Raw genomic sequence first — 26,929 nt, 5'->3', positions numbered from 1 at the left:
GGTTTGACATGTCTGCACCCGGCGAAAACCTGAAGATCAATTCCGACCGGCTCTGGGCCTCGATCCACGAGATGGCGCAGATCGGCCCCGGCGTGGCCGGCGGCAACAACCGCCAGACCCTCACCGACGAGGATTCCGAAGGCCGCGCGTTGTTCAAGTCATGGTGCGAGGAGGCGGGCCTGACCATGGGGCTGGACCAGATGGGCAACATGTTCGCGCGGCGCGAGGGCGCGGACCCCGACGCGCTGCCGGTCTATGTGGGCTCGCATCTCGACACCCAGCCGACCGGCGGGCGCTATGACGGGGTGCTGGGCGTGCTGGCGGGGCTGGAGATCATCCGCAGCCTCAACGATCTCGACATAAGGACAAGACACCCGATCGTGGTCACCAACTGGACCAACGAGGAGGGCACCCGCTTTGCGCCGGCCATGCTGGCCTCGGGGGTGTTCGCGGGCGTGCTCACGCAGGATTACGCCTATGCGCGGCAGGATGCCGAGGGCAGGCTTTTCGGCGACGAACTGACCCGCATCGGCTGGCGCGGCGAAGAAGAAGTCGGCGCCCGCAAGATGCACGCCATGTTCGAACTGCATATCGAACAGGGGCCGATTCTGGAGGCCGAGGGCAAGGAGGTCGGCGTCGTCACCCACGGGCAGGGCCTGTCCTGGACCCAGGTGACGGTGACCGGCAAGGACAGCCACACCGGCTCGACCCCGATGCCCATGCGCAGGAACGCCGGGCTCGGCATGGCGCGGATCCTCGAACTGGTCGACGAGATCGCCTGGTCCCACAAGCCCAACGCCGTGGGCGCGGCGGGGCATATCGACGTGTTCCCCAATTCGCGCAACGTGATCCCCGGCAAGGTGGTGTTCACCGTTGATTTCCGCTCGCCCGACAAGGCGGTGATCGCCGACATGGTGGCCCGGCTGGAGGTCGGTGCGAAGAAGATCTGCGACGACATGGGGCTGGAAGTCGCATTCGAAAACGTCGGCGGCTTCGATCCCGTCACCTTCGACGAGGGGTGCGTGTCCGCCGTGCGCCGCGCCGCCGAACGCCTCGGCTATTCGCACATGAACCTGATCTCCGGGGCCGGGCATGACGCCTGCTGGATCAACAAGGTCGCCCCCACCGCCATGGTGATGTGCCCCTGCGTCGACGGCCTGTCCCATAACGAGGCCGAGGACATCACGCAGGAATGGGCCGCCGCCGGCGCCGACGTGCTGTTTCACGCGGTGGTGGAGACGGCGGAGATCGTGGAGTGAGAGTGAGGCGCAAACCACCCCTCGCGCGCCCGCGCGCCCCGGGTCAAGCCCGGGACGCGGCGGCGCGCGGGCTTGCCATGTTCGCAGGAGACCACCCATGACCAAAGTCATCAAGAACGGAACCATCGTCACCGCCGACCGCACATGGAAAGCCGATGTGCTGATCGACGGGGACGCGATCCGCGAAATCGGGCCGAACCTCAAGGGCGACGAGACCATCGACGCCACCGACGCCTATGTCATCCCCGGCGGCATCGACCCGCACACCCATCTGGAGATGCCCTTCATGGGCACCACGGCGGCGGAAACCTTCGAATCCGGCACCTTCGCGGCGGCGGCGGGCGGCACGACGATGCTGGTGGATTTCTGCCTGCCGGGCGAGGACGGGTCCCTGCTGAGCGCCATGGACGAATGGGACCGCAAATCGGCGCCCCAGATCTGCGTCGACATCAGCTATCACCTCGCCATCGTCGACTGGAACGAAAAGATCCATTCGGAGATGCCCGAGATCGTCAAGCGCGGCGTCAACACCTTCAAGCATTTCATGGCCTACAAGGGCGCGCTGATGGTGCAGGATGACGAGATGTACGCCTCGTTCAAGCGCTGCGCGGAGATCGGCGCCCTGCCGCTGGTGCATGCGGAAAACGGCGACGTGGTGGCGGCGCTGCAGGAAAAATACATGGCCGAGGGCATCACCGGCCCCGAGGGCCACGCCTATTCCCGCCCGCCCGAGGTCGAGGGCGAGGCCGCCAACCGCGCCATCATGATCGCCGACGCCGCGGGCGTGCCGCTTTATATCGTGCATGTGAGCTGCGAGCAGGCGCATGAGGCCATCCGCCGCGCCCGCCAGAAAGGCATGCGGGTGTTCGGCGAGCCGCTGATCCAGCATCTGACGCTGGATGAATCCGAATATTTCGACAAGGACTGGGAATACGCCGCGCGGCGCGTGATGTCGCCGCCGTTCCGCAACAAGCTGCATCAGGATTCGCTGTGGGCCGGGCTGTCGTCGGGATCCCTGCAGGTGGTGGCCACCGACCACGCCGCCTTCACCACCGAACAGAAGCACATGGGCGATTCCGGCTTTCCGATGATCCCCAACGGCACCGGCGGGCTGGAGGAACGGCTGTCGGTGCTGTGGTCGCGCGGGGTCGAGACCGGACGGCTGACGCCCAATGAATTCGTCGCCGTGACCTCGACCAACATCGCCAAGATCCTCAACGTCTATCCGCGCAAGGGCGCGGTGGCGGTCGGGGCCGACGCCGATCTGGTGGTCTGGGACCCGAAGGCCAGGAAGACCATCTCGGCGGCCTCGCAGAAATCGATCATCGACTACAACGTGTTCGAAGGATTCGAGGTCAGCGGGAAACCGCGCTATACCCTCAGCCGCGGCGACGTGGTCTGGGCCGACGGGCAGAATTCGCAGCCGCAGCCGGGCAGGGGGCGGTTCGTCCAGCGCCCGGCGTTCTCGGCGCCCCACAAGGCGCTGTCGAAATGGAAAGAACTGACCGCGCCGCGAAAGGTCCAGCGCGACCCGCTCAACATTCCTTCCGGTGTCTGAGGAGACCCGCGTGCCAGCCACCGCCAGTCAGACCGACGCCCCCGCCCAGGGGGGCGCCAGGGCCGAAACCATCATCGAGGCCAGGGACCTGTGCCTGACCTTCCAGACCAATGACGGCCCGGTGCATGCGCTCGCCGACGTGGATCTGAGCATCGGCAAGGGCGATTTCGTGTCCTTCATCGGCCCCTCGGGCTGCGGCAAGACCACCTTCCTGCGGGTGATCGCCGATCTGGAGCAGCAGACCGCCGGAACCATCGCCGTCAACGGCATGACCCCGGCAGAGGCCCGCAAGGCCCGCGCCTACGGCTACGTGTTCCAGGCGGCGGGGCTGTATCCGTGGCGCACCATCGCCGGCAACATCCGTCTGCCGCTGGAGATCATGGGCTATTCCCGCGCCGATCAGGCGGCGCGCGTCAAGCGCACGCTGGAACTGGTCAACCTGTCGGGGTTCGAGCGCAAGTTCCCGTGGCAGCTGTCCGGGGGCATGCAGCAGCGCGCCTCGATCGCCCGGGCGCTGGCGTTTGACGCCGACATCCTGCTGATGGACGAACCTTTCGGGGCGCTCGATGAAATCGTGCGCGACCACCTCAACGAACAGCTGCTGCAGTTGTGGGACAAGACCCGCAAGACCATCGCCTTCGTCACCCATTCGATCCCCGAGGCGGTGTATCTGTCCACGCGCATCGTGGTCATGAGCCCGCGCCCCGGGCGCATCATCGACGTGATCGAAAGCACCCTGCCGCGCACGCGGCCGCTGGACATCCGCGAAACGCCGGAATTCCTCGCCATCGCGCACCGGGTGCGCGAGGGGCTGCGTGCGGGGCACAGCTATGACGAATGACGCCGCCACCGGCGCAAGGGCCGCGCGATGAGGGGCGTCATGCAGGCCGCCGGGCCGGTCATCGCGGTGCTGCTGGTGATCCTGGCGATCTGGTACATGGCCGCCGCCGCGCTGAACCTCGCCTGGGAACGCGATCAGGCGGAGCGCGCCGGGGCTGAAAAGCCGTTCACGCAGATGCTCGCCGCCACCATGGCGCAGGAACGTCCGGTGCTGCCGGCCCCGCATCAGGTCGTGGCGGAGATCTGGAAAACCACGGTGGAGAAGAAGATCACGTCCAAGCGGTCCCTGATCTATCATGGCTGGATCACCCTGTCGGTGACGCTGCTGGGCTTTGGCTTCGGCGGCGCGCTGGGGGTGCTGCTGGCGGTGGGGATCGTGCATAACCGCGCCATGGACATGAGCGTCATGCCCTGGATCATCGCCTCGCAGACCATCCCGATCCTGGCCATCGCGCCGATGATCATCGTGGTGCTGAACGCCGTGGGGCTGAGCGGGCTGATCCCCAAGGCGCTGATCTCGACCTATCTGAGCTTCTTCCCGGTGGTCGTCGGCATGGTCAAGGGGCTGCGCAGCCCCGAGGCGATGCAGATGGACCAGATGCGCACCTGGTCGGCCTCGACCGCGCAGACGTTCTGGAAACTGCGCTGGCCGTCCTCCATGCCCTATCTGTTCGCCTCGCTGAAGGTGGCGGTGGCGGCGAGCCTGGTGGGCGCCATCGTCGGCGAACTGCCCACGGGGGCCGTCGCGGGACTGGGCGCGCGGATGCTCGCGGGCAGCTATTACGGGCAGACCATCCAGATCTGGTCGGCGCTGTTCGTGGCCTCGGCGCTGGCGGCGGCGCTGGTGGCGATCGTCGGGCTGGTCAACCGCATGGTGCTGAAACGCATGGGGATGGCGACATGAGGCTGCGCGCGCTTTCCCCCGCGCCGGTGGCGGCGGTCTGCCTGGCGCTGGCCGCCTGGTCGCTGCAGCTTGCCGGAGGGGAAAACGGCATGCCCGCGCATGGCTGGGTCGCGGTGATCGCGGTCTGGCTTGGCGCCTGGCTGCTGGTGGACATCCTGTCGCGGCGAGACGATCGCTGGGTGCGGCTGGCGATCCCGGTGATCTTCGGCGCGACGCTGCTGTTCCTGTGGGAAACCGTCGCCCGGGGCGCCCGCATCCCGACAGTGCTGCTGCCGCCGCCTTCGATGATCGCGGTGCGCTTCGCCAATTCAACGGGGATCCTGTGGGCGGATTTTTCCCAGACCTTCCTGAAATCCGTGCTGATCGGCTATGTCGCGGGCTGCGGAACCGCGTTCGCCACCGCCATCGCCATCGATCGCTCGCCGTTCCTGCAGCGCGCCCTGCTGCCGCTGGGCAACCTGATCGCGGCGCTGCCGATCATCGGCGTCGCGCCGATCATGGTGATGTGGTTCGGCTTCGACTGGCCCTCCAAGGCGGCGGTGGTGATCATCATGTGCTTCTTCCCCATGCTGGTGAACACCGTCGAGGGGCTGAAATCCACCAGCGCCCTGCAGCGCGACCTGATGCGCACCTACGCGGCGGGCTACTGGCAGACGCTGTTCACCCTGCGCCTGCCCGCGGCGGCGCCCTTCATCTTCAACGGGCTGAAAATCTGTTCGACGCTGGCGCTGATCGGCGCCATCGTGGCGGAATTCTTCGGCACGCCCATCGTCGGCATGGGATTTCGCATCTCCACCGAGGTCGGGCGAATGAATCTCGACATGGTCTGGGCCGAGATCGCGGTGGCGGCGCTGGCGGGCTCGACCTTCTACGCCACGGTGGCGATGATCGAGCGGGCGGTCACCTTCTGGCACCCCTCGCAACGGGCGCAGCGCGCCTGACGGGCCGGGCCGCGACAACGCAAGACTTCAGGACATCAACAAGGAGGACGACAGCAATGAACAAATGGATCGCAGGGGCGCTGGCCGGCGCGATGGCGCTTTCGGGCGCCATGGCCCAGGCCGCCGAAAAGGTGACGCTGCAGCTCAAATGGGTGACGCAGGCGCAGTTCGCCGGCTATTACGTGGCGCAGGACAAGGGGTTCTACGCCGATGAGGGGCTGGATGTGGACATCAAGGCGGGCGGCCCGGACATCGCGCCGCCGCAGGTGATCGCGGGCGGCGGCGCCGACGTGATCGTCGACTGGATGCCCTCGGCGCTGGCCTCGCGCGAAAAGGGCGTGCCGCTGGTCAACATCGCGCAGCCGTTCAAATCCTCGGGCATGATGCTGACCTGCCGCAAGGACAGCGGCATTGCGGGACCGGAGGATTTCCCCGGCAAGACCCTTGGCGTCTGGTTCTTCGGCAACGAGTATCCGTTCCTGAGCTGGATGGCCAAGCTGGGCATCCCCACCGACGGTTCCGCCGGCGGGGTGACCGTGCTCAAGCAGGGCTTCAACGTCGATCCGCTGCTGCAAAAGCAGGCCGATTGCGTCTCCACCATGACCTACAACGAGTACTGGCAGGTGATCGACGCCGGGCTCTCGCCCGACGACCTGGTGGTGTTCAAATACGAGGATCAGGGGGTTTCGACGCTTGAGGACGGGCTTTACGCGCTTGAGGACGACCTCAAGGATCCGGCTTTCGCCGACCGGATGGTGCGCTTCGTGCGCGCCTCGATGAAAGGCTGGAAATACGCCGAGGCCAATCCTGACGAGGCGGCGGAGATCGTGCTCGACAACGACGCCAGCGGCGCCCAGACCGAGCGCCACCAGAAGCGCATGATGGGCGAGATCGCCAAGCTGACGGCGGGTTCCAACGGCGCGCTGGATTTCCGCGATTACGCCCGCACGGTGATATCGCTGCTTGACGGCGGGTCGGACCCGGTGATCACCAAGGCGCCCGAGGGCGCATGGACCCACGCGATCACCGACAAGGCCTTGTGACCGGGCGCGCCAGAGCGCGCGCCGGCGCGGGGTTGTCATGGAGGGCGCGAAAGCGCCCTCCTTTTGTTGTTTTCGGCGTTCAGGCGACCGGCGTTCGGCGGCTTGCGCAACCCGCCCGATCGCGCGAGGGGGGTGGGGGGCGCGTCAGGTCAGGGCGCAAGCGAACTTGCCGCCGATCGAGCGGAAAGGTCCCGCCGAAGCCGCGCGTCTGCCGCATCCCCCGGGCGGCCAGGATGTCACCGAGCCGCGCGGCAAGAACGATCGTCCCCTTGGCGCGGGGACGACCAGATTGATCAGCTGGCGCCGGACGCCGGCGCCGTAGGCTCCGGCTGCGCGCCCGGCTGCTTGTCCACATGCTTCAGCAGCCATTTCAGCGTCGCCGCTTCGGTCATGGGCCGCCCGAGCCGGTAGCCCTGCAGGTAATCGCTGCCGAGCTGTTCGAGCATCTGCTGTTCGGCCTCGGTCTCGACCCCTTCGGCCAGCACCGAGACGTCGAGGCTGTGCGCGAGGTTGATGATGGCGCGGGCGATCTTCTGCTGTTCGGGCAGGCGGTCGATATTGGTGATGAAGGAGCGGTCGATCTTCAGCTTGTGCACCTGAAACTTCATCAGGTTGGAGATCGAGGCATGGCCGGTGCCGAAATCGTCGAGCTCCACCGAGTATCCCGCCGAGGCCAGCGCCGAGACGTTGCGGATCACCGGGTCGTTGTCGTCGTCGATGAGCACGGTTTCGAGGATCTCGACGGCCACGTTCTGGGGCGACAGACCGGCGGCGTCCACGTCCCAGGCGAGCTTGTCGACGAAACCGGCGTCGCGCAATTCGCGGGCGGAGATGTTGAGGCCGATTCGCTCCACGTTCAGCCCCATGCTGCGCCAGACCGCGAGCGCGGACAGGGATTTGCGGATCATCACCTCGCCGATGCCGCCGATCAGGCCGGTGTCTTCGGCGATGGCGAGGAAATGAAAGGGGGTCAGCACGCCGCGCTCCGGGTGACGCCAGCGCACCAGACTCTCGAAACCGCTCACCTTGCCGGTGCGCACGCAGATCTGGGGCTGGAACCAGGGCTCGATCTGGTCCGCGGCCAGGGCCTCGCGCAGTTCGGAGGCGATGCGCTGGCGTTCCTCGAATTCTTCGCGGCGGCCATCGGAGAACATCACGAAGCGTCCGCGACCGCTGTTCTTGGCGTCGTAGAGCGCGATGTCGGCGTTCATCAGCAGGCGATCGGGCCCGGCGGCCTCGGTCTGCGGGTCGCTGATGGCGATGCCGACGCTGGCGCCGACGCGCACATGGTCGCGGTCGATGGGCAGCGGCTCGCACAGGCGTTCGATCAGCCGGTCCGCCATGCCCACCAGATCGTCGATGCGTTCGGCGTCGGACACCACGATGACGAATTCGTCGCCCCCGACCCGGGCGAGGAAATCGCCGTTGCGGATCTCCGAACGCATGATGCGCGCGGCCTGGCGCAGCAATCTGTCGCCGGCGGCGTGGCCCATGGTGTCGTTGACGGTCTTGAAGCGGTCGAGATCCACATGCAGCGCCGCCACGTTGCCGCCGCTGCGCGCGTTGGCGGCGAGACATCGGCCCAGATAATCCTGCAGGTATCGTCGATTGGGCAGGCCGGTGAGCGGGTCGTGCATGGCGTTGTGGCGCGCCTTGGCGTTGAGAGTCTCCAGCCGCTCGGTGCGCGCCGCCTCGCGCTGCGCCACCGGGCGAAACAGGAAAATCCCGAGCCCCAGCGCCAGCCCCAGGATCCCCAGCGCAGCGCCTGTCGCCGAGGAGGCGAAGAGGCGGGCGCTGGTCTCGGCGACGGCGCGGTGGGCGTCGTCGGCGGCGGCGAGACGCTTGCGCAGGGCCAGCGCCTCGGTCTTCAGGCGGTCGGCGATCTGCGCCACGCCGTCGCGCAGGGACAGGTTCTCGATCTCGAACAGCACGCCCTGCACCAGAATGTCGACCCCGGCCTCGGGGTGGAAGTAGATCAGCGACAGCGCCGGATTGGCGCGCGCCGGGGGCTGCTGACCGTTCCGGGGGCGGGTGACGCGCAGATTGGCGACCTCCAGCGCCGCGGCGGTGGTGGCCAGCGTCGAGCGCAGCGTGGCGAATCGATCGGCGGCGGCGGCGGCGGCCTCGTCCAGCTCCATGGCGACGCGGGCGATCTGCTGCGCCCGTTCGATCTGGCGCAGATTGACCTGCAAGGCCGAGACGTCGCCCGCATGGGCGATCGCCAGCATGCGCAGCATGACATAGGTTGCGGCGATCGCGGCCCCAAGGGCGCCCAGCGCAATCACATAGGTCCTAGTCAACTGGCTCACAGGCGCACAGGCCTCCCCACTTGGACCCGAATGGTCCCCGCAATTCACCGGGCCAAGCATCCCGGGCCTGCCGCCGCGACATCGCGGCGGACTCGGCGCCCGAGGCGATCCGCGGCAAGACAGTCATTCGCCGCGGATTCGCGGCGCCATTCCCTTCCGTCGGCGGCGCCATGGCGCGCTGCCGGTTGAGCAACACTCCATCAATCGTGTAAATGAACCATTATTGCGTTGCGTTTTCCCTTCCGGCCCGCGTTCGCCGCATGTCCGCGGCGGGTCTGCCAGCGGTTCGGAGCGTTGCGGGCAGAAGGACGTTCGAATCGCCATGACATCTTCCAATACGCGCGCCGCGCGGATCGGTTTCATCGCGCTGGCGCTGTTCTGGCTCTGGCTGGCGCTGATCGCCGCGCCGCCCTCGGGCTACACCATCGACGATTTTTTCTACCTCGCCGCCGCGCGCAATTTCTGGGAGGGCGGCGGGCTGTTCTTCGACAACGGTTTCGCGGCGCTCGGCTCGGCGGATCTGAAACTGTGGTTCCTGGTCGAGGGGCCGGGCGGGCTGACGCCGCAATACCCCGTGGGCTACGCGCTGCTGGCCGCTCCGGCGCAGGCGCTGCTGGGCGTGCGGGGGTTTTTCGTCATCAATGCGCTGGCGGCGCTCGGCGTGGTCTGGGCGACCTGGCGGCTGGGGATTCTGACGCTGAAATCACGACGCGAGGCGGGGATCGCATGTGTGCTGCTGGCCATCGCCAGCTTCCTGCCGGAATACGCCAATGGCGTATGGCCGCACGCGGCGGCGAGCCTGCCGGTGATGCTGGCCACGCTGCTTTATGCGGGCGCCGAGGCGCGCGAGGGCCGCGGGCTGGCGACGCGCGCGGCGCTGGCCGGGCTGATCGGCGGGCTGGGGCTGACGCTGCGGGTCGACGTGGCGCTGCTGGCGCCGGGGCTGCTGATCTGGACGGCGCTGTGCGCAAGGCGGCCCGCGGCGCTGATTCTCTGGGGCGCGCTGGGGGCGGCGCCGGCGCTGGCGCTGGGGGCCTGGGTCAATCTGCTGCGATTCGGGTCGTTCAATCCGCTCAGTTACGGGCCGTCGCGGGGCGGCTCCATCGATGCCGGCGCCTATGCGGGGCCGGCGGCGGCGATGCTGGCGGCGCTGACGCTGGCGCTGGCGCTGCGGCTGGCGCCGCGGCGGCGGCGGGCGATCGGGATCGCCGCGACGGCGGCGGCGGCGCTGGCGATCGCGCTGATCCCGCAGGCGCGCGACGCGGCGTCCTGGACCGCCCACGGCCTCTGGACCCTGCTGATCGACCTGCAAGCCTATTCGAAAGCCGGGCTGGTTCGGAGCATCCGACTGGACGAGGCCGGCGACTATTATCTGTTCGTGGGCCAATACAAGAAGGCGCTGGCCCAGAGCCTGCCCTGGCTGGGGCTGGCGGCGGCGGCGCTGCCGGGGCTGGCGCGGGGGCCGCATCGCAAGGGGCTGGCGCTGTTCTTCCTGATCTTCGGGTTCTGGGTCGCGCCCTTCGTCTGGCGCGAGTGGCATGGCGGGCTATCGAACAATCTGCGTTATTTCCTGCCGGTGCTGCCCATGGCGGCGCTGGCGGCGGCCTGCGGCTGGCGGCGGCTCAGCGACTGGGCGGCGGGCGATGACGGGGGCGGCGCGGCGATGCGGCTGGCGGCGCTGGCGATCGTCGGGATCGCCTGCGCGGCCTCGCTGTGGTGGGGGCGGGCGCAGGGGCTGGCGAGCGGCCCCTACATGATGCTGTCGTTTTCAAAGCAGGTGTTCGCGGCGCTGTCGGGGGCCGCGCTGCTGGCGGTCATGGCGCCCGGAATCGGCCTGGCGCGGCTGCGACCGCTGGCGGCGGGGACGGCGCGGCTGTTCGCTGTGGTCGGCGTCGCGCTGGCGCTGCTGACCGCGCATCTCCATGACCTGCGCAAGAGCTTCGCGCGGCGTCAGATGCTGCTGGAGGTGACGCGGCTTTACGCCGATCTGCCCGGCGACAGCACGCTGCTGACGATCATCCCGCAATCATTCCTGGATTACTTCATGCGCCCCGACACCCATGTGGCGCTGAAAGCCTGGGGCGCGGCGGCGCCCGACCCCGCGCCGGCATTGGCGCGGCTGGAGGCCGGGGGGCGGGTGTTCGTGCTGTTCGAAGCCCAGCGAGACGAGATGCTGGCCGCCGCGCCGCGCCTGCGCGCTTCCGGCCCGATCAAGCCGGGCCCGGCGGCGTTGCGGATGTTCGAACTGACGCTGAAATGACCGCCGCGCCCCGCGTCGCGCGCCCCGCGTCGCGCGCCCCGGGGCCGGGCTCAGGTCGAAAACGCCTCGGGCCGGGCCTCGCGCGCCATGTGGTCGAGCACCGCATTGGCGAATCCCGCCTCCTTGCCCGCGGGGTAGAACGCCTTGGCCACGTCAAGGAATTCGGTGATGATCACCTTGGGCGGGGTCTTGGGCGCCACCAGCAATTCGCAGCCCGCGGCGCGAAACAGCGCCCGCAGGGTCGGGTCGATGCGCCCCAGCGGCCATTTGGCGACCAGCGCGCGCTGGGTCAGCTGGTCGATTTCCGCCTGCCGGTCCACGGCCCCGGCGAGCAGGGCGCGGAACAACTTGACGTCGGCTTCGCGGAATTCGTCGCCGTCGACGGTCTGGCCAAGCCGGTGGGTTTCGAATTCCGCCTGCACGTTGCGGTAATCGGCGCCGGCGGATTCCATCTGGAACAGCGCCTGCACCACCGCCAGCCTTGCGGCGGAGCGGGCGAGGCGCCGTTCGTCCTTCTTGCTCAGGCGCGGCGCGGCCTCGGGTCCGGTCATCAGGCGACGCCTCCGTCATGGCCGGCGTCGGCGATGAGGATCTCGCCCTCGGGCGGCGGCGCTCCGCGCGGCGACGGCGGCCTGAACCGGCGCGCCAGCGCGATCAGATGCAGCGCCGCCTCGGCCGCGCCGCCGCCCTTGTTCATCTGGCCGGGATCGGCGCGGGGGATCGCCTGGGCCATGGTCTCGCAGGTCAGGATTCCATTGCCGATGCACAGCCCGTCGAGCCCGAGCAGGGTCAGCGCCCGCGAGCTGTCATTGCACACGGTCTCGTAATGGGTGGTCTCGCCGCGCAGCACGCAGCCGAGCGCCACGAAACCGTCATGGCGGCGCGCGCGCGCCGCAAGCCGGATCGCGGTGGGAATTTCCAGCGCGCCGGGCGTCTCGATCAGGTCATGGGTGGCGCCCGCCGCGTCCAGCGCGCCGCGCGCGCCGGCGATCATCTGGTCGACGATCCCGCGATAGAACGGCGCCGCCACCAGCAGCAGATGCGGGGCGGGGGTCAGTTTCGGCGTCGCCAGACGCCCGTGCTTGTCTTCGGAAGCCATGCGTCAGCTCTCCTGCCTGGGAATCGGGCGGGTCTCGGCGATGGACAGCCCGTAGCCCTCCAGCCCGATCACCTTGGGGGCGGGGGAGTTGGTCAGCAGGATCATCTCGGTGATCCCCAGCGCCCCGAGGATCTGCGCCCCGACCCCGTATTGACGCAGCGCGCCGGGCGATACGCCTTCGCGCCCGGTCAGCGACGCGGCCACCGCGTCCGGGCTGACGTCGCGCATGATCACCACCACGCCGCGCCCCTCGGCGGCGACGGCGCGCATGGCGTCGGGCAGCTGATGGGCGCGCGCCGGGTTGGCGACCACCAGATCGTCGAGCGCATGCACCACATGCATGCGCACCAGCGTCGGCCCGGGGGCGCTGAGATCGCCTTTGGTGAGCGCGATATGCTCCGCCCCGTCGGGCGAATCCGCGAACACCCGCATCACCCAGTCGCCGCCGTATTCGGACACGATCGGCTGCACCGCGGTTTCGCGCACCAGGTTGTCATGCTTGCGCCGATAGGCGATCAGATCGGAGATGGTGCCGATCTTCAGCGCGTGGCGCTGGGCGAAGGCCACCAGATCGGGCAGGCGGGCCATGGTGCCGTCGTCGTTCATGATCTCGCAGATCACGCCGGAGGGGTTGAGCCCGGCAAGCCGCGCCACGTCCACCGCCGCCTCGGTGTGCCCGGCGCGCACCAGCACGCCGCCCTCCTTGGCGCGCAAGGGAAACACATGGCCCGGGGTGGCGATGTCCTGGGGGCCGGAATTCTGGTCGATCGCCACCGCCACGGTGCGCGCCCGGTCATGGGCGGAAATGCCGGTGGTGACGCCCTCGCGGGCCTCGATCGAGGTGGTGAAGGCGGTTTCGTGACGCGACTGGTTGGTGGCCGACATCATGGTCAGGCCAAGCTGGTCGAGCCGTTCGGCGGTCATGGTCAGGCAGATCAGCCCGCGCCCGTGCTTGGCCATGAAGTTGATCGCGTCCGGGGTCGCCATCTGCGCCGGGATCACCAGATCGCCCTCGTTTTCGCGGTCCTCGTGATCCACGAGGATGAACATGCGGCCGTTGCGGGCATCCTCGATGATCTCCTCGATCGGCGAGATCGCGTCGCCATAGCCGCCGTTGTCGCCGTTTGTCGCTTGCGCCGTCATGGTCTCGTCCATTCCTTCAACCCGCCCTCGGGTCTTTCGGCCCCGGCGCCGCGGCCCGATCCGAAAATCCCGCGGACCATTAGCGCCCGCCCGGACCCGGACGCAAGCCGCGCCGTGTCCCGGGCGGCGCTTCGTCTCAGCCCGCCTCCGCCAAGCGCGCCACATAGCGCGCCAGGGTGTCGATTTCCAGATTGACCCGGTCGCCCTGCGCCGCGTCGCCCCAATTGGTCGCCGACATGGTGTGGGGGATCAGGTTGATCCCGAATTCGTCGCCCTCGACCTCGTTCACCGTCAGCGACGCCCCGTTCAGCGCCACCGAGCCCTTGGGGGCCACGAACCGCGCCAGCGCGTGCGGCGCGCGCAGCCGGATGCGGGTGGAGCCGCCGTCTTCGCGCAGGGACAGGATTTCGGCCAGCCCGTCCACATGGCCCGAGACGATATGCCCGCCCAGCTCGTCGCCCACCCGCAGCGCGCGTTCCAGATTGACCCGCCGCCCCGGCGCCCAGCCGCCGAGATTGGTCTTTGACAGGGTCTCGGCGGATATATCGACATCGAACCAGCCGCGGGTCGCGTCCTGCCCGCGTTCGACCACCGTCAGGCAGACCCCGTCGCAGGCGATCGAGGCGCCGATCTGCGCGCGCGCGGTGGCGGGCGCGCAAAGGATGCGGGCGCGCATGTCCAGCGCGCCTTCGGTGCGGGCGATTTCGCCGATGTCGGTCACGATTCCGGTGAACATGAAAAGCTCCTCTTAACCATGCGCGCCTAGGCTTGGGGCATTGGCTTAGTGCGCCGCGTGCGGCAGAGCAAGTCCGCGTGCAGACCGGCGAAGGAAGACCCGATGAACGAGACGCCCGCAATGGCGCGCCCGCCCATGGCCGTTTCGCGCCCCGCGTCAAGCGCGCATGGCCAGCGGATCCTGTTCCTGCAGGGGCCGCACGGCCCGTTCTTCGGCGACCTCGCCGCGCATTTGGCGGCGCGCGGGGCCGAGGTGTTTCATGTGAGCTTCAATCACGGCGACGTGGTGGATTGGCGCGGGTCGCGCGGCCAGGCGCCGGGGCCGTCGCGGCCCTGGCTGGGCGCGCGCAAGTCCTTCGCCGACTGGCTGGCGGCGCTGGTGGCTGCGGATCGCATCACCGGCATCGCGCTTTACGGCGACACGCGATATTTTCACGCCCGGGCGCGCGACGTGGCCGACCGGGCCGGGATCCCGCTGCATTGCTTCGAGGAAGGCTATCTGCGCCCGCGCTGGGTCACCTATGAGCGCGGCGGCGTGAATGGCGGCTCGCCGATGATGCGCATGAGCCTGGCGCGCATGCGCGATCACCTGCTGACTCAGCCCCCGCGATCGTCTCGGCGGGGCGATCTGCCGCCCGCGGCGCCTGATGGCTGGGGCGCCGCGGCGGCCCATATGCGCTGCGGGCTGCGCTATCATTTCGACCTGGTGTTTCGCAACCGCGACCACCCCGCGCGCCGCCCCGAACGCCGCCGCGCGCCGCTGCGCGAACTGGCCGCCTATCTGCGCCGCGCCGCCGCCCTGCCGGGGCTGGCGCTGCGCCGGCGCCTGCGCATGCGGCGCATCGACCGCCCCGGCGCGCGCTATCATCTGGCGCTGCTGCAACTGGGCGCCGACGCCTCGCTGCGCGCCCACGGCCCGTATCCCGCGGCGGCGGATTTCCTGCGCGCGGTGACGGCGGGCTTTGCAAGCGGCGCGCGGGACGACGAATTTCTGGTGTTCAAGACCCATCCTTTCGAGGACGGCGCCGAGAAGCTCGAACAGGTGGCGCGCCGCGCCGCCGCCATCCATGGGCTCGGGGATCGGGTGATCCTGATCGACGGCGGCCCGCTGGGGCCGTTGCTGGATCGCGCGCGCTCGGCCGTGACGGTGAACTCCACCGCGGTTCAGCAGGCCTTGTGGCGCGGCGTGCCGGTGCTGGCGCTGGGGCGGGCGATCTATGTCAAGCCGGGGCTGGCGGCGCGCCGGCCTCTGGCCGAATTCTTCCGGGCGCCAGATCGAATCGACCCGGCCAAGAGCCTGATCTTTCGCCGCTATCTGCTCGACGCCTCGCAGTTCGAGGGCGATTTCTACACCAGGCGCGGGCGCGCGCGGGCGATTCCGGACATCGCTGCGGCGATGACCTCCGCCGCGTCCCAGGACGCGCCGCCCCCGGCGGCGGGATCGACGGCGAAATCGCCCGAGGCGCCGGAAATCCACGCGGCGTGAACCTGTTGTTAAGGTTGCATGCGTTCAAATCCTCCCCGGCCCTGAAAGGTCGTGTCGGAGGAGAATCCTCGTGCAAGGACTGAACGTCCCGTTTGCAGATCGTCGCGCCGCGCATGGTTGTAACCAGCGGCGGCGCAGCAAGACGAGCCCCCCAGGGGAGGCTCCTCCGGCATTCTTTTCCACGGATGCCTGCGCCATGATGTTCTTGCGCAAGGCGCCGCCCGCGTCCCGCAACCTTTCGCCGCCCAGCGCGCCACGTCGCCATGCGCGATCCGTTTCGCGCCGTTTCGCGGGCCTCCCGGCGCGCCCCCCGTCATGATCGCCGCGCATCCCGCCATGCCGGCGCCGCGCCCGCTTGCGCTGCTCGCCGCCGCATCCCTGTTGCTGGCGGGATGCGGCATGCCTCGCTCCGGCCCATATTTCGAGGAACTGACCGCCGCGCCCGACGACCGCGCCCCGCTATTTCACGTGATCGACGTGGATCAGGCCGTCGCCGTCGCCGCCACCCATGACGACGCGCTGGCGTTCTCGCGCGAGTTTCTCGACGCCCGCCCACTGGCCACAGCGCTGCTGGCGCCGGGCGAGACGCTGGACATCCGCATCTGGGAAAACGTCGAGAACGGCGTGTTCGGCGGCGCCCGCGGCCCCGGCGCCACGCCGTTTCGCCTGCGCATCGAACCCGACGGGCGCATCTTCATTCCCTATGCCGGCTCGATCCGCGCCGCCGGGCGCAGCATCGCCGGCCTGCGCCGCGCGGTCACCGCGGCGCTGGCGCCCATGACCCGCGATCCGCAGGTGGAGATCCTGCGCGCCCAGGCCGCCGAGGGCGCGCCAAGCGGATCGGCCCGCAACGTCAAGGTGATCGGGCAGGTGGCCCTGGGCGGCGTGCATGAGATCACCGGCGACACCTCGCGCCTGCTGGGGCTGCTGGCCGCGGTGCTCGGGCCGGTGACCGACCCGGCGGTGATGCAGGTGGCGCTGCGCCGCGACGGCCGCATCGGACGGGTCTGGCTCGAGGATCTCTACGACGACCCGGCGCTCGACGCGCCGCTGCGCCCCGGCGACACGGTGATCGTGGAACGCGACCGGCGCTCCTTCACCGCCCTTGGCGCGGTGGCCCGGGCCACGCGGATTCCGTTCCCGGCGCGCAACATCTCGGTGCTCGACGCGCTCGGGCTGGTGGGCGGGCTCAACGGCGCCGAGGCCGACGCCACCGGCGTGTTCATCCTGCGCAAGGCCGACCCCGAACCCGCCGCGCGTTCGCTGGCCGCCGCCGGCAGGCCCGACGCCGCGGCGCAGGCGGGATCCGGCGATCCGCAGGTCGTGCGCATCGCCTACATCATCGACTTGACGCGCCCCGGCGGCATGTTCACGGCGGGGGGCTTCCTCATGCGCGACGGCGACGTGATCTATGTGACCGACGCGCCGGTGGTGCGCTGGCTGAAGCTGCTCAATGCGCTCGCCCCGACCGTGAACTTCGCCGGCTCCGCGACGGCGCTGGCGCCCTGAGCGGACCGGCGCGGATGACCCGCAGCGCCGCGATCTGCTCGCTGGGCTGGCGTCGCCAGCCGGCCATCCGGCGCATGCTGGCGCTGGCGGGCTGGCAGTTGACGCCGCCCTGGCGCCAGGCCGACGCCGTGGCGGTCTGGGGGCGGGGCCGCGTGGCCCGACGCGGCGCCTGGCTGGCGCGCCGCCGCGGCGCGCCGCTGCTGAGCGTCGAGGACGGGTTCCTGCGCTCCATCCGCCCCGGCCCGGGCGAGCCGCCGCTCAGCCTGCTGCTCGACGATCTCGGGGTGCATTTCGACGCCGATCGCCCGTCGCGGCTGGAACGCATGCTGCTGGCGGAGGATCTCTCGCCCGATCTCGCGCGGGCCGAGGCGGGCATGGCGTTCCTGCGCCGTCGCCGCCTGTCCAAATACAACGCCGAGGCGCCGCTCGCCGCGCCGCCGCAGGGCCATGTGCTGGTGCTCGACCAGTGCCGGGGCGACGCGGCGCTCATGGGCGCCGGGCGCGAAACCTTCGACCGCATGCTGTTCGCCGCCCGGGCCGAACATCCCGGGACCGAGATCCTGATCCGCGCCCATCCCGGCGGCTGGGGGCATTACGGGCCCGACGACATGCGCGGCCCGGTGCGCCTGCATGACGGCCCGGGCGGCATCCATGACCTCGCCGGCGGCGCGAGGGCGGTCTACGCGGTGAGCTCGCTGGCCGGGTTCGAGGCGCTGGTCATGGGCCGCGAATTGCGGCTGTTCGGCCGGCCGTTCTATGCCGGATGGGGGGCCAGCGAAGACGAGATCGCGACGCCGCGCCGCAGCGCCCGCCGCAGCGTCGCCGAAATCTTCGCCGCAGCCTATCTGCGCTATCCGATCTATTTCGACCCCTTCGCCGACCGGCTCTGCGATTTCGAGCGCGCGGCGGCATTGCTGGACGCGCGCGTCGCCGCCTATCGCGCCAATGCCGGCGGGCGGGTCTGCGTCGCCATGGCGCGCTGGAAACGCCGGCATATGCGGGCGTTTCTCGACGGCCCGGGACCGGCGCCGACATTCGTGTCCGACCCCGCGCGCGCGGTCCGGCTGGCGGCGCGCAGCGGGCGCGCGGTCACGGTCTGGGCCGGGCGCGAACCGCCAGACCTCGCCGCCGATTGCGCCCGCGCCGGCGTCAGGCTGGAGCGGGTCGAGGACGGGTTCCTGCGCTCGATCGGCCTTGGCGCAGGACTGACGCCGCCGGCGTCGCTGATCCTCGATGATCGCGGCATGCATTTCGATCCGGCCCGCCCCAGCCGCATCGAGGCGGCGCTCAACCGCCCGCCGCCGCCCCGGGCGCTGGCGCGCGCCGCCGCGTTGCGCCGGATGATCGTCGCCGCCGGGCTGACGAAATACGGCGAGACCGCCCGGTCCGACGCCGGACGCTTCGCCGAAATCGACCCTGATTCACCCAACAGGCGGCGCATTCTGGTGGTCGGGCAGGTCGCGGACGACGCCTCGTTGCGATTGGGCGGCGGCAAGATCGCCGACAACGCCGCCCTGCTGCGGGCCGCGCGCGCGGCGCATCCCGACGCCTGGATCCTGTATCGCCCGCATCCGGATGTGATCGCCGGCCTGCGGGCGGGGGCGCTGCCGACATCCGCAGCCGCGCTGGCCGACGCCATCGACGGGCGGATGCCGCTGCCCGCGGCGTTGGCGCGGGTGGATCGCGTTTGGACCATGACGTCGCTGGCGGGGTTCGAGGCCTTGCTGCGCGGCGTGCCGGTGACGACGCTGGGCGCGCCGTTCTACGCGGGCTGGGGGCTGACCGCGCATCGCGGCCCGCCATTGCCGCGCCGTTGCGCGCGCCCATCGATCGATCATCTGGTCTGGGCGGCGCTGATCGACGCGCCGCGCTGCCTTGATCCCGTGACCGGGCTGCGCTGTTCGCCCGAGACGCTGGCCCGACGGCTGGCGCAGGGCTCGGCGCCCGGGAAGCTGCGGCTGGCGCTGCTGGCCCGGGCGCAGGCCGCCATCGCCGCGATGGGGCTGCTGCGGGCCTGGCGCCCCGGGCCCCGCGCGCTTGCGCGGCAAGGCGGCGCGCCGGACTCGCCGTCCCTGTAGGGCGGATCCCGATCCGCCATTGGGGCGGCGTCGGCGACTGGATCGGCGGTGTCCTACAGGCGCCGCCCCGCCGGCGCGTCCTCGGCAAGGGCCACCGCGATCGACGCCGCGAGCCGGGCGTTGTTGCGCACCAGCGCCACGTTGGCGGTCAGGCTGCGGCCGCCGGTAAGCTCGAACAGGCGTTGCAGCAGGAACGGCGTCACCGCCTTGCCCGTCACGCCCTCGCGCGCCGCGTCGGCGGCGGCGCGGGCCACCATGGGGGCCATGTCGGCGAGCGGGATCTCGTCCGCCGCCGGGATCGGATTGGCCACGAACTGACCGCCGGGCAGGCCCAGCGCGCGGCGCATCCGGTGCGCGGCGGCGATCCGGGCGGGCGTGTCCATGCGCAGCGGCGCGGCCAATCCGCTGTCGCGGGACCAGAAGGCCGGGAAAGCGTCGCTTTGGTATCCGATCACCGGAACGCCCAAGGTTTCAAGCACCTCCAGGGTTTTTTCAAGGTCAAGGATCGCCTTGGCGCCGGCCCCGACCACGGTCACCGGGGTCTGGCCAAGCTCGGCAAGATCGGCAGAGACGTCAAAACTGGTCTCCGCGCCCTTGTGCACGCCGCCGATGCCGCCGGTGGCGAACACCTCGATGCCTGCGAGATGCGCGCAGATCATCGTCGCGGCCACGGTGGTCGAACCGGTGGCCCCCGCGGTCAGCGCCGGGGCGAGGTCGGCGCGGCTCAGCTTCAGCACCCCGGTTTCGCGGGCCAGCGCCTCCATGGCGCCGGGTTTCAGGCCGATGCGGATCTCGCCATGGCGGATGGCGATGGTGGCGGGCGTGGCGCCGGCGGCGCGGATGATCTCCTCGACCTCGCGCGCGGTCTCGATATTCTGCGGATAGGGCATGCCATGGGTGATGATGGTGCTTTCCAGCGCCACCACCGGCTGCCCGGCATCGAGCGCGGCGGCGATTTCAGGCGAGAAGGCCAGCGGCGCGGCGGAAGTGCGGGTCATGGGTCGGTCTCCTTCATTTCTCCGGCCTCGAGAATCGCGCGGGCGGCGGCAAGCCCCTCGACCAGCGCCGCGCGCAGCGGCGCGCCGGCGAGGCGGGCGTGCAGATGCGCGGCAAGCAGCGCGTCCCCGGCGCCGGTCACGGCGAGTCGCGCGGTCGCGCCCGCCGGTTCGGGGCGCAGGGACGCCGATGCGCCCGTCGCGTCAAGGGCGGCGGCGGCGCGGGGGCCGTCGGTGACCACCGCCTCGGTCACCCCCAGATCCGCCAGCGCGCGGGCGGCGTCGATGGCGGCGTCAAAGCGCCGGTCGGTCAGCGCCTCGGCCTCCGCGCGGTTGCAGAACAGCAGGTCGATGCGCGCCAGCACCGGCGCGAGGCGGCAGGCCTTGGCCGGCGAGGCGGGGTTGGCCGCCAGCAGCGCCGGCCCCGCCGCCGCCGCCAGCGCCGCGATCGCCTCGGCGGGCAAGTTGCCGTCGATCACCCAGGCGGCGGCGGGCGCCAGATGCGGCGCCAGCGCCCGCACGCGCACCGAATCGCAGCCGGGCAGGTCGGCGATTGCGGCGATCAGCGCCCCGTCGGCGTTTTCGACGGCCATGTAGCGCCCGGTGGCTGCGCCCGTGGCGATGCGCGCGCAGGTCACGCCGGACTCGCGCAGGGCGGCGATCAGGGCGGCGCCGTCGGGATCGTCGCCGATGGGCGCGATCAGGCGAACCGCGTTGCCGCGCCGCGCCAGCGCCAGCGCGATGTTGAGCGCCACGCCGCCGGGGCGCGAAACGATGGCGCCCGGCAGGTCGTCGCCCGGCGCCATGGCGGCGCCCGCGCGGCGGGCGGGGCGACCGATCAGGTCCCAATGCGCGGCCCCAAAGCAGAGGATGCCGCGCGCCGGCGGGGGCGCGGCGGGGCGGGGGCGCGGACCAGGTCGGGTCCCAGGGCGAGGACGGGGAGGGGGAGGGGGCGTGGCATCCTGATGCGGCATCGCCGATTCCCCCTGTTGAGCGCGTCGGACCTTGTATCGCGCCGGCGCGCGGCGGGCGCAAGCGGCAGGCTCAGACGAACACCGCGTCCTCGACCCGGTGGCGGCAGTCGCGTCGGGCGCAGATGCGGCAATTGGGGCCCACGGGTTCGGGGGTCTCGCGCAGGCCGGGGGCGTAGACGGTGGCGTTGGCGGCCTCGCCGGGCAGGGCCAGCAGACTGGCGCGAAAATGCCGCGGGCGGTCATAGCCGGTTTCGCCCGCCGCATCGGCGCGGGCCACGAAGACGAAGCGTTCGCCGCCGGGGTATTCGGCGAATTGCCGTATGGTGCGGCCGGGGACGCTCAGCGCGCGATACACCGCCCAGAGCGGGCAGGCGGCGCCGTAGCGGGGCAGGGTGAGGTCGATGAGATTGCGCCGCGCCAGCGGATGGCCGGCGGCGTTGACGCACATGCAGGCGGCGCGCGGCCCGGCGTGATCGGCGCGGGTCAGCGTGGTCATGCGGCGGGCGATCTGGTCGAAGCCGGCGCCGAAATGCGCCGCCAGCGCGTCCACGTCCCAGCGCAGGCGGCGGCCGGTCTCGATGATGGCGTCATAGGGGGCGATCAGCGCGTCGGCGGCGTAATCCGCCAGCGCGTCGGCGATCAGCGCACGGGCGGAATCGCCAAGCGCGGGCGGCGCGTCGCCCGCGCCGCCGCCGGTCGGCGCGCCATCCTCGGCGCCGGGTCGCGGCGCGGCGATGATGGCGCGGATCGGCGCGGCGCAGGCGGTCTGGGCCAGAGCGCGCGCCGCCGCCGCGCGCCGCGCCGGCAGGGGGGCGCCGACGGGCAGCACCAGCTGCATGCGCTCGGGCGTCGCACGCGGGGACTGGCGCCCGGGATCATCGGGATCGCCGTCCAGCACCGCGACGCCGCGCTCGGCAAGCAGGCGGCGAAAGGTCTCGTCGCCCGGCGCGGCGGTTCCGGCGAGCAGCGCCCGCGTCGCGGCTTCGAGCGGTTCGAACCGATTGTCGGCGGCCAGGAAGAAGTCCTCCGCCTGATCCCCGGGCGCGATCACCCCGACCTTGGCGCGGTCGGCGTCGAAGAAGCGCGCCAGATTGCCCGCGACCTCCGAGATGCGCCGGCTTTCCTCCAGCAGGATCACGTGAAAGCGGCGGCGCTGCGCGGCGTCGATGTCCTCGACGCCTTCGAGGATCTCAGAGGTCGAGCGGATGGCCGCGATGTTGGTGAGCATCCGGTGCACGATGTCCGACAGCAGCGGATCGTGGGACAGGCGGTCGGACAGGGCCTCGGCCGCGCGGGTGGTTTCGCGATGCGCATGCCAGGCGCGGGCCAGCGCGCGCGCCCAGCCGGGGCTGCGGGTGATGAAATCCATGGCCCGGGCCGGGTCGATGTCGAGATCGCGATAATCCGGGTCGGCGGCGATTTCGCCCAGCGTTTCCGCCAGGCGCTGCTCGGCGGCGCCGTCGAGCGCGTCGAGCGGCAGGCCCAGCGCGTCGGCCGCGGCGCGCATCAGCGGCGGGGTGGCGCCGCGCTTGTTGCGTTCGATCAGGTTGAGATAGGAGGGCGAGATGCCCATGCGCCGCGCCAGCTCCGCCTGCTTGACCCCAAGCGCGCGGCGGCGTTCGCGGATTCGCACTCCGGCGAGCGCGCGCGACATCAGGCGCGCCCCTGCGCGGGATCGGCATTGACGCCGCGGCGCTCTCCGGGGCGGGGCGGAGCGTCGCAGGCGGCGGGAGACTGGCGACAGTTCATTTGCGTTAACCCTATGTCGGCACGCGGATTATTGCGTTGCGGTGTAAACAATTTACAGATACACCTTTATATCCTGAAAAAAATTTACAGAAAAATCATTGGTTGTCAATGGGTTGTTGATTTTTTGACGGAATGTGTCATAAATAGGGGCAGGCGCATCGACTGCGCCCTCTTGCGTCGGGACGATGTTTCGCCCGGACGGGCGGCGTCAGGGCCCGGATCTGCAGATCCACCGATCGACAGATCGACAGGATGCCAGGACCCAATCAACGAATCGGGAGGATTCAATGGGAGACTTCAGCAATTTCAGCCGTCGCGGGCTGCTCAAGACCGGCGCCGCGCTTGGCGTCGGGCTCGCCGCGCCGACGCTGTGGACGCGTTCGGCCTACGCCTACACCAACGCGCCCACCGGCGGGTCGGTGATCTTCGGCTTCAACGTGCCCCAGACCGGCGCCTATGCCGACGAGGGCGCGGACGAGCTGCGCGCCTATCAGCTGGCGGTCGAGCACATCAACGGCGAGGGCGACGGCGGGATGCTCAACACCTTCTCCTCCAGGGAGCTGAAGGGCGCCGGCGTCAACGGCAAGAAGGTCGAGTTCGTCACCGGCGACACCCAGACCAAGTCCGACGCCGCCCGCGCCTCCGCCAAGCGGATGATCGAGAAGGACGGCGCCATCATGATCACCGGCGGCTCGTCCTCGGGCGTGGCCATCGCCGTGCAGGGGCTGTGCCAGGAGGCCGGCGTGATCTTCATGGCCGGGCTGACCCATTCCAACGACACCACCGGCAAGGACAAGAAAGCCAACGGGTTCCGGCATTTCTTCAACGCCTACATGTCGGGCGCGGCGCTGGCCCCGGTGCTGAAATCCGCCTACGGCTCGGACCGCAAGGCCTATCACCTGACCGCCGACTACACCTGGGGCTGGACCCAGGAGGAATCCATCGCCGCCGCCACCGAGGGACTCGGCTGGGAAACGGTGAAGAAAGTGCGCACGCCGCTGGGCGCGGGCGATTTCAGCCAGTACATCACCCCGGTGCTGAATTCCGGCGCCGATGTGCTGATCCTGAATCACTACGGCCGCGACATGGTCAATTCGCTGACCCAGGCGGTGCAGTTCGGCCTGCGCGACAAGATGGTCAACGGCAAGAAGTTCGAGATCGTGGTGCCGCTGTATTCGCGTCTGATGGCCCAGGGCGCCGGCGAGAACGTGAAGGGGATCTTCGGGTCCACCAACTGGCACTGGTCCCTGTCGGACGCCGGTTCGCAGGCCTTCGTCAAGTCGTTCGGCCAGAAATACGGCTTCCCGCCGTCCCAGGCCGCGCACACCACCTACTGCCAGGCGCTGCTTTATGCGGACGCCTGCCAGCGCGCGGGCACGTTCGACCCCTGCGGCGTGGTCGAGGCGCTGGAAGGCTTCCAGTTCGACGGGCTGGGCAACGGTCCGACGCTTTATCGCGCCGCCGATCACCAGTGCTTCAAGGATGTTCTGGTGGTGAAGGGCAACGAGAACCCGACCTCGCAGTTCGACATCCTCGAGGTGGTGGACGTCACCCCCGCGGCTCAGGTCACCTACGAACCGGATCACCCGATGTTCGCCGGCGGCTCGCTCGGGACTTGCAATTCGGGCGCGTAACCGCCCGAACACCCCGCCCGCCCCCGCTTGCGAGCGGGGGCGGGCGACCCTCTCCGCGCCTGCGCCGCGCGTCCCGACCGCATCCGGGACGGCGGCGGCTTTTCCCGGCCAGCCAGGCCGGACCCGGCAGCGCCGCCGCCCGCGCGCGGCCGGCGGATCGGACTCAATGCAATGAGGAGCCGACGAAATGGACGCGATCGTCCTGCAAATTCTGAACGGGCTGGACAAGGGCAGCGCCTATGCGCTGATCGCTCTCGGCCTGACATTGATCTTCGGCACGCTGGGCGTGGTCAACTTCGCCCATGGCGCGCTGTTCATGCTGGGCAGCTTCTGCGTGGTGGCCTTCAACAACCTGGTGTCGCTCGAACAGGTGTTCCTCGACCCGATCAAGAAGACCGCCTGGGGCACGCCGGTGGAGATCCGCCGCCCGTATGTGGAAAGCTGGTTGGGCGATGTCGGCAGTTGGGTGATCGACTATTCGGTGCCGTTGTCCATGCTGCTGGCGATACCGTTCATGCTGCTGGTCGGCGTGGTCATGGAACGCGGGCTGATCAAGTATTTCTACAAGCGCCCCCACGCGGACCAGATCCTCGTCACCTTCGGGCTGGCCATCGTGCTGCAGGAGATCGTCAAGGCCACCTTCGGGGCCAACCCGATCCCGCAGCCCGCCCCCGAGGCGTTCCGCGGCATGGCCGATTTCGGCGTGATGATGGGCTTTGACGCGGGCAACGTGGTCTATCCGCTGTGGCGCCTGGTGTATTTCCTGTTCGCGGCGCTGATCATCGGCGCGGTGTTCGCCTTCCTGCAATTCACCACCTTCGGGCTGGTGGTGCGCGCCGGCATGGCGGATCGCGAAACCGTCGGCCTGCTGGGCATCGACATCGACAAGCGCTTCACGCTGATGTTCGGGCTGGCCGCGGCGGTGGCCGGGCTTGCGGGGGTGATGTATGCGCCGATCCTCAGCCCCGACTACCATCTGGGCATGGATTTCCTGGTGCTGAGCTTCGTGGTCGTGGTGGTCGGCGGCATGGGGTCGCTGGGCGGCGCGGTGCTGGCGGGGTTCCTGCTCGGCATCCTGCAGAGCTTCGCCTCCATGAACGAGATCAAGAACCTGCTGCCCGGGATCGACCAGATCATCATCTACCTCGTCGCCGTCGTCATCCTGCTGACCCGTCCGCGCGGCCTGCTGGGGCGCAAGGGCGTAATGGAGGACTGAGCCATGACCAACACGAAAACCTCCGACGCGATGCTGCTGGCGATCTTCGTCATCGTGGTGCTGGCCTCGCCGATCCTGCTGGCGCCGTTCGGGGCCGGCTACCCGGACCTGCTGCAGAAATTCGCCATCTACGGCATCTTCGCCATCGGCTTCAACCTGCTGTTCGGCCTGACCGGCTATCTCAGCTTCGGCCATGCGGCCTTCCTGGGCGTGGGATCCTACACCGCGGTGTGGTCGTTCAAGCTGCTGAGCATGAACGTGGTGCCCAGCATCGTCTTCGCGGTGATCCTGTCGGGGCTGTTCGCGCTGCTGATCGGCTTCATCACCCTGCGCCGGTCCGGGATCTACTTCTCGATCCTGACGCTGGCCTTCGCGCAGATGAGCTACAACCTCGCCTATTCGGTGCTGACCCCGATCACCAACGGCGAGACCGGGCTGCAGATCCGGCCCACCGACAACCGGCTGTTCGGCGAATCGCTCACCGACGGGCAGCTGCCGGTGACCAATTTCTTCGGCCTGCCGATGAATCAGACCTGGAAATCCGACATCCTCGGCATGGACATTCAGTTCAACGTCGGCTTCTACGTCGCCGCCGCGCTGCTGATCATGTGCTTCTACATCTCCATGCGGGTGTTCCGCTCGCCCTTCGGCATGATGCTGCGGGCGGTGAAATCGAACCAGAACCGCATGAACTACACCGGGCTCAACACCCGGCCCTACACGCTGGCGGCCTTCGTGATCTCGGGCATGTACGCCGGGCTTGCGGGCGGGCTGCTGGCGGCCACCGATCCGCTGGCCGGCGCGGAACGCATGCAGTGGACGGCCAGCGGCGAGGTGGTGCTGATGACCATCCTCGGCGGCGCCGGCACGCTGCTGGGGCCGGTGCTGGGCGCGGGGCTGATCAAGTATTTCGAGAACATCTTCTCGGCCTACAACAAGTCCGAACTGATGGACGTGTTTGCTTTCCTTCCCGACGCGCTGCGCGATCCGGTGGTGTCGGTGTCCTCGCTGTTCGTGGGCGAGGGCTGGCACCTGACGCTGGGCGTGCTGTTCATGGTCATCGTCATCTTCCTGCCCGGCGGGCTGGTCGAAGGGGCGCAGCGCATCGGGCGCCTGATCCAGGGCGGCGGCAAGGGCGGCGCGCCAGGCGCCGCCCCGGACGCCAGCCGAAATCCGGCCGAGTGAGGGAGGCGAGAT

General features: G+C 69.8%; 21 protein-coding genes. 13 read left to right on the top strand and 8 right to left on the bottom strand.

The features are described from left to right. Window positions 1–8 precede the first annotated feature (8 nt). The 6 genes from AC1HC7_RS05465 to AC1HC7_RS05440 all read left to right on the top strand — a co-directional run bounded on the left by AC1HC7_RS05465 (window position 9) and on the right by AC1HC7_RS05440 (window position 6,545). Window positions 9–1,259, top strand: coding sequence for a Zn-dependent hydrolase (locus AC1HC7_RS05465; RefSeq protein WP_479495990.1), 1,251 nt, complete (start codon window positions 9–11; stop codon window positions 1,257–1,259). Between the two features lie 97 nt (window positions 1,260–1,356). Continuing rightward, window positions 1,357–2,817 (top strand): dihydropyrimidinase, encoded by a 1,461-nt coding sequence (gene hydA / locus AC1HC7_RS05460; protein ID WP_479495991.1) that lies wholly within the window; start codon window positions 1,357–1,359, stop codon window positions 2,815–2,817. Between the two features lie 10 nt (window positions 2,818–2,827). Next, window positions 2,828–3,658, top strand: coding sequence for an ABC transporter ATP-binding protein (locus tag AC1HC7_RS05455; protein WP_479495992.1), 831 nt, complete (start codon window positions 2,828–2,830; stop codon window positions 3,656–3,658). Between the two features lie 39 nt (window positions 3,659–3,697). Next, window positions 3,698–4,561: an ABC transporter permease gene (locus AC1HC7_RS05450; RefSeq protein WP_479495993.1), complete on the top strand. Its 864-nt coding sequence runs from the start codon at window positions 3,698–3,700 to the stop codon at window positions 4,559–4,561. 89 nt (window positions 4,562–4,650) lie between these two features. Beyond that, the gene (locus tag AC1HC7_RS05445; RefSeq protein WP_479496127.1) at window positions 4,651–5,502 is read left to right on the top strand and encodes an ABC transporter permease; all 852 of its coding nucleotides are present in this window, start codon (window positions 4,651–4,653) and stop codon (window positions 5,500–5,502) included. Window positions 5,503–5,558: 56 nt separating this feature from the next. Next, window positions 5,559–6,545 carry an ABC transporter substrate-binding protein gene (locus AC1HC7_RS05440; protein ID WP_479495994.1) on the top strand — a complete coding sequence of 329 codons (987 nt, stop codon included), beginning with the start codon at window positions 5,559–5,561 and terminating at the stop codon, window positions 6,543–6,545. A gap of 293 nt (window positions 6,546–6,838) precedes the next feature. On the opposite strand, the gene AC1HC7_RS05435 is transcribed toward AC1HC7_RS05440, so the two are convergent. Beyond that, window positions 6,839–8,854 carry a putative bifunctional diguanylate cyclase/phosphodiesterase gene (locus AC1HC7_RS05435; RefSeq protein WP_479495995.1) on the bottom strand — a complete coding sequence of 672 codons (2,016 nt, stop codon included), beginning with the start codon at window positions 8,852–8,854 and terminating at the stop codon, window positions 6,839–6,841. A 322-nt stretch (window positions 8,855–9,176) separates the two neighbouring features. On the opposite strand from AC1HC7_RS05435, the gene AC1HC7_RS05430 reads away from it, so the two are divergent. Continuing rightward, on the top strand, window positions 9,177–11,114 hold the full coding sequence (locus tag AC1HC7_RS05430; RefSeq protein WP_479495996.1) for a hypothetical protein: 1,938 nt from the start codon (window positions 9,177–9,179) through the stop codon (window positions 11,112–11,114). A gap of 50 nt (window positions 11,115–11,164) precedes the next feature. Here the strand turns inward: AC1HC7_RS05430 and nusB are convergent, their stop codons facing one another. The 4 genes from nusB to AC1HC7_RS05410 all read right to left on the bottom strand — a co-directional run bounded on the left by nusB (window position 11,165) and on the right by AC1HC7_RS05410 (window position 14,092). After that, entirely contained in the window at window positions 11,165–11,665 is a 501-nt protein-coding gene (nusB, locus tag AC1HC7_RS05425; RefSeq protein WP_479495997.1) for a transcription antitermination factor NusB, read from the bottom strand. After that, on the bottom strand, window positions 11,665–12,213 hold the full coding sequence (locus AC1HC7_RS05420; protein ID WP_479498750.1) for a 6,7-dimethyl-8-ribityllumazine synthase: 549 nt from the start codon (window positions 12,211–12,213) through the stop codon (window positions 11,665–11,667). Before AC1HC7_RS05420 ends, nusB begins: the two co-directional genes overlap by 1 nt. Before the next feature lie 3 nt (window positions 12,214–12,216). After that, window positions 12,217–13,368 carry a 3,4-dihydroxy-2-butanone-4-phosphate synthase gene (gene ribB / locus AC1HC7_RS05415; RefSeq protein ID WP_479495999.1) on the bottom strand — a complete coding sequence of 384 codons (1,152 nt, stop codon included), beginning with the start codon at window positions 13,366–13,368 and terminating at the stop codon, window positions 12,217–12,219. A gap of 124 nt (window positions 13,369–13,492) precedes the next feature. Then, on the bottom strand, window positions 13,493–14,092 hold the full coding sequence (locus tag AC1HC7_RS05410; RefSeq protein ID WP_479496000.1) for a riboflavin synthase: 600 nt from the start codon (window positions 14,090–14,092) through the stop codon (window positions 13,493–13,495). Window positions 14,093–14,194: 102 nt separating this feature from the next. Between AC1HC7_RS05410 and AC1HC7_RS05405 the strand changes: the two genes are divergently transcribed. The 3 genes from AC1HC7_RS05405 (at window position 14,195) to AC1HC7_RS05395 (ending at window position 19,164) form a co-directional block, all read left to right on the top strand. Then, window positions 14,195–15,577, top strand: coding sequence for a capsular polysaccharide export protein, LipB/KpsS family (locus AC1HC7_RS05405; protein WP_479496001.1), 1,383 nt, complete (start codon window positions 14,195–14,197; stop codon window positions 15,575–15,577). A gap of 399 nt (window positions 15,578–15,976) precedes the next feature. Then, entirely contained in the window at window positions 15,977–17,086 is a 1,110-nt protein-coding gene (locus AC1HC7_RS05400) for a polysaccharide biosynthesis/export family protein (protein WP_479496002.1), read from the top strand. Between the two features lie 14 nt (window positions 17,087–17,100). After that, a complete protein-coding gene (locus tag AC1HC7_RS05395) occupies window positions 17,101–19,164 on the top strand; it encodes a capsular polysaccharide biosynthesis protein (protein WP_479496003.1) in 2,064 nt (687 codons plus the stop codon). 53 nt (window positions 19,165–19,217) lie between these two features. Here the strand turns inward: AC1HC7_RS05395 and AC1HC7_RS05390 are convergent, their stop codons facing one another. From AC1HC7_RS05390 to AC1HC7_RS05380, 3 genes are all read right to left on the bottom strand, one after another. After that, complete coding sequence (locus tag AC1HC7_RS05390; protein ID WP_479496004.1) at window positions 19,218–20,162, bottom strand: pseudouridine-5'-phosphate glycosidase; 945 nt, start codon at window positions 20,160–20,162, stop codon at window positions 19,218–19,220. Further along, a complete protein-coding gene (locus tag AC1HC7_RS05385; RefSeq protein ID WP_479496005.1) occupies window positions 20,159–21,133 on the bottom strand; it encodes a PfkB family carbohydrate kinase in 975 nt (324 codons plus the stop codon). The genes AC1HC7_RS05390 and AC1HC7_RS05385 overlap by 4 nt, the downstream gene beginning before the upstream one ends. 70 nt (window positions 21,134–21,203) lie before the next feature. Continuing rightward, complete coding sequence (locus tag AC1HC7_RS05380; protein WP_479496006.1) at window positions 21,204–22,787, bottom strand: short-chain fatty acyl-CoA regulator family protein; 1,584 nt, start codon at window positions 22,785–22,787, stop codon at window positions 21,204–21,206. Between the two features lie 382 nt (window positions 22,788–23,169). Here AC1HC7_RS05380 and AC1HC7_RS05375 point away from each other — a divergent pair, with 382 nt between their 5' ends. From AC1HC7_RS05375 to AC1HC7_RS05365, 3 genes are all read left to right on the top strand, one after another. Then, a complete protein-coding gene (locus AC1HC7_RS05375) occupies window positions 23,170–24,516 on the top strand; it encodes a substrate-binding protein (protein WP_479496007.1) in 1,347 nt (448 codons plus the stop codon). A 187-nt stretch (window positions 24,517–24,703) separates the two neighbouring features. Further along, window positions 24,704–25,732, top strand: a complete 1,029-nt coding sequence (locus tag AC1HC7_RS05370; RefSeq protein WP_479496008.1) for a branched-chain amino acid ABC transporter permease — start codon at window positions 24,704–24,706, stop codon at window positions 25,730–25,732. A gap of 3 nt (window positions 25,733–25,735) precedes the next feature. Then, on the top strand, window positions 25,736–26,917 hold the full coding sequence (locus AC1HC7_RS05365) for a branched-chain amino acid ABC transporter permease (RefSeq protein WP_479496009.1): 1,182 nt from the start codon (window positions 25,736–25,738) through the stop codon (window positions 26,915–26,917). The last annotated feature ends 12 nt before the right edge of the window (window positions 26,918–26,929 follow it).

It is taken from the genome of Oceanicella sp. (assembly GCF_056449545.1).
This window is presented reverse-complemented; position numbering and strand designations above follow the sequence as displayed.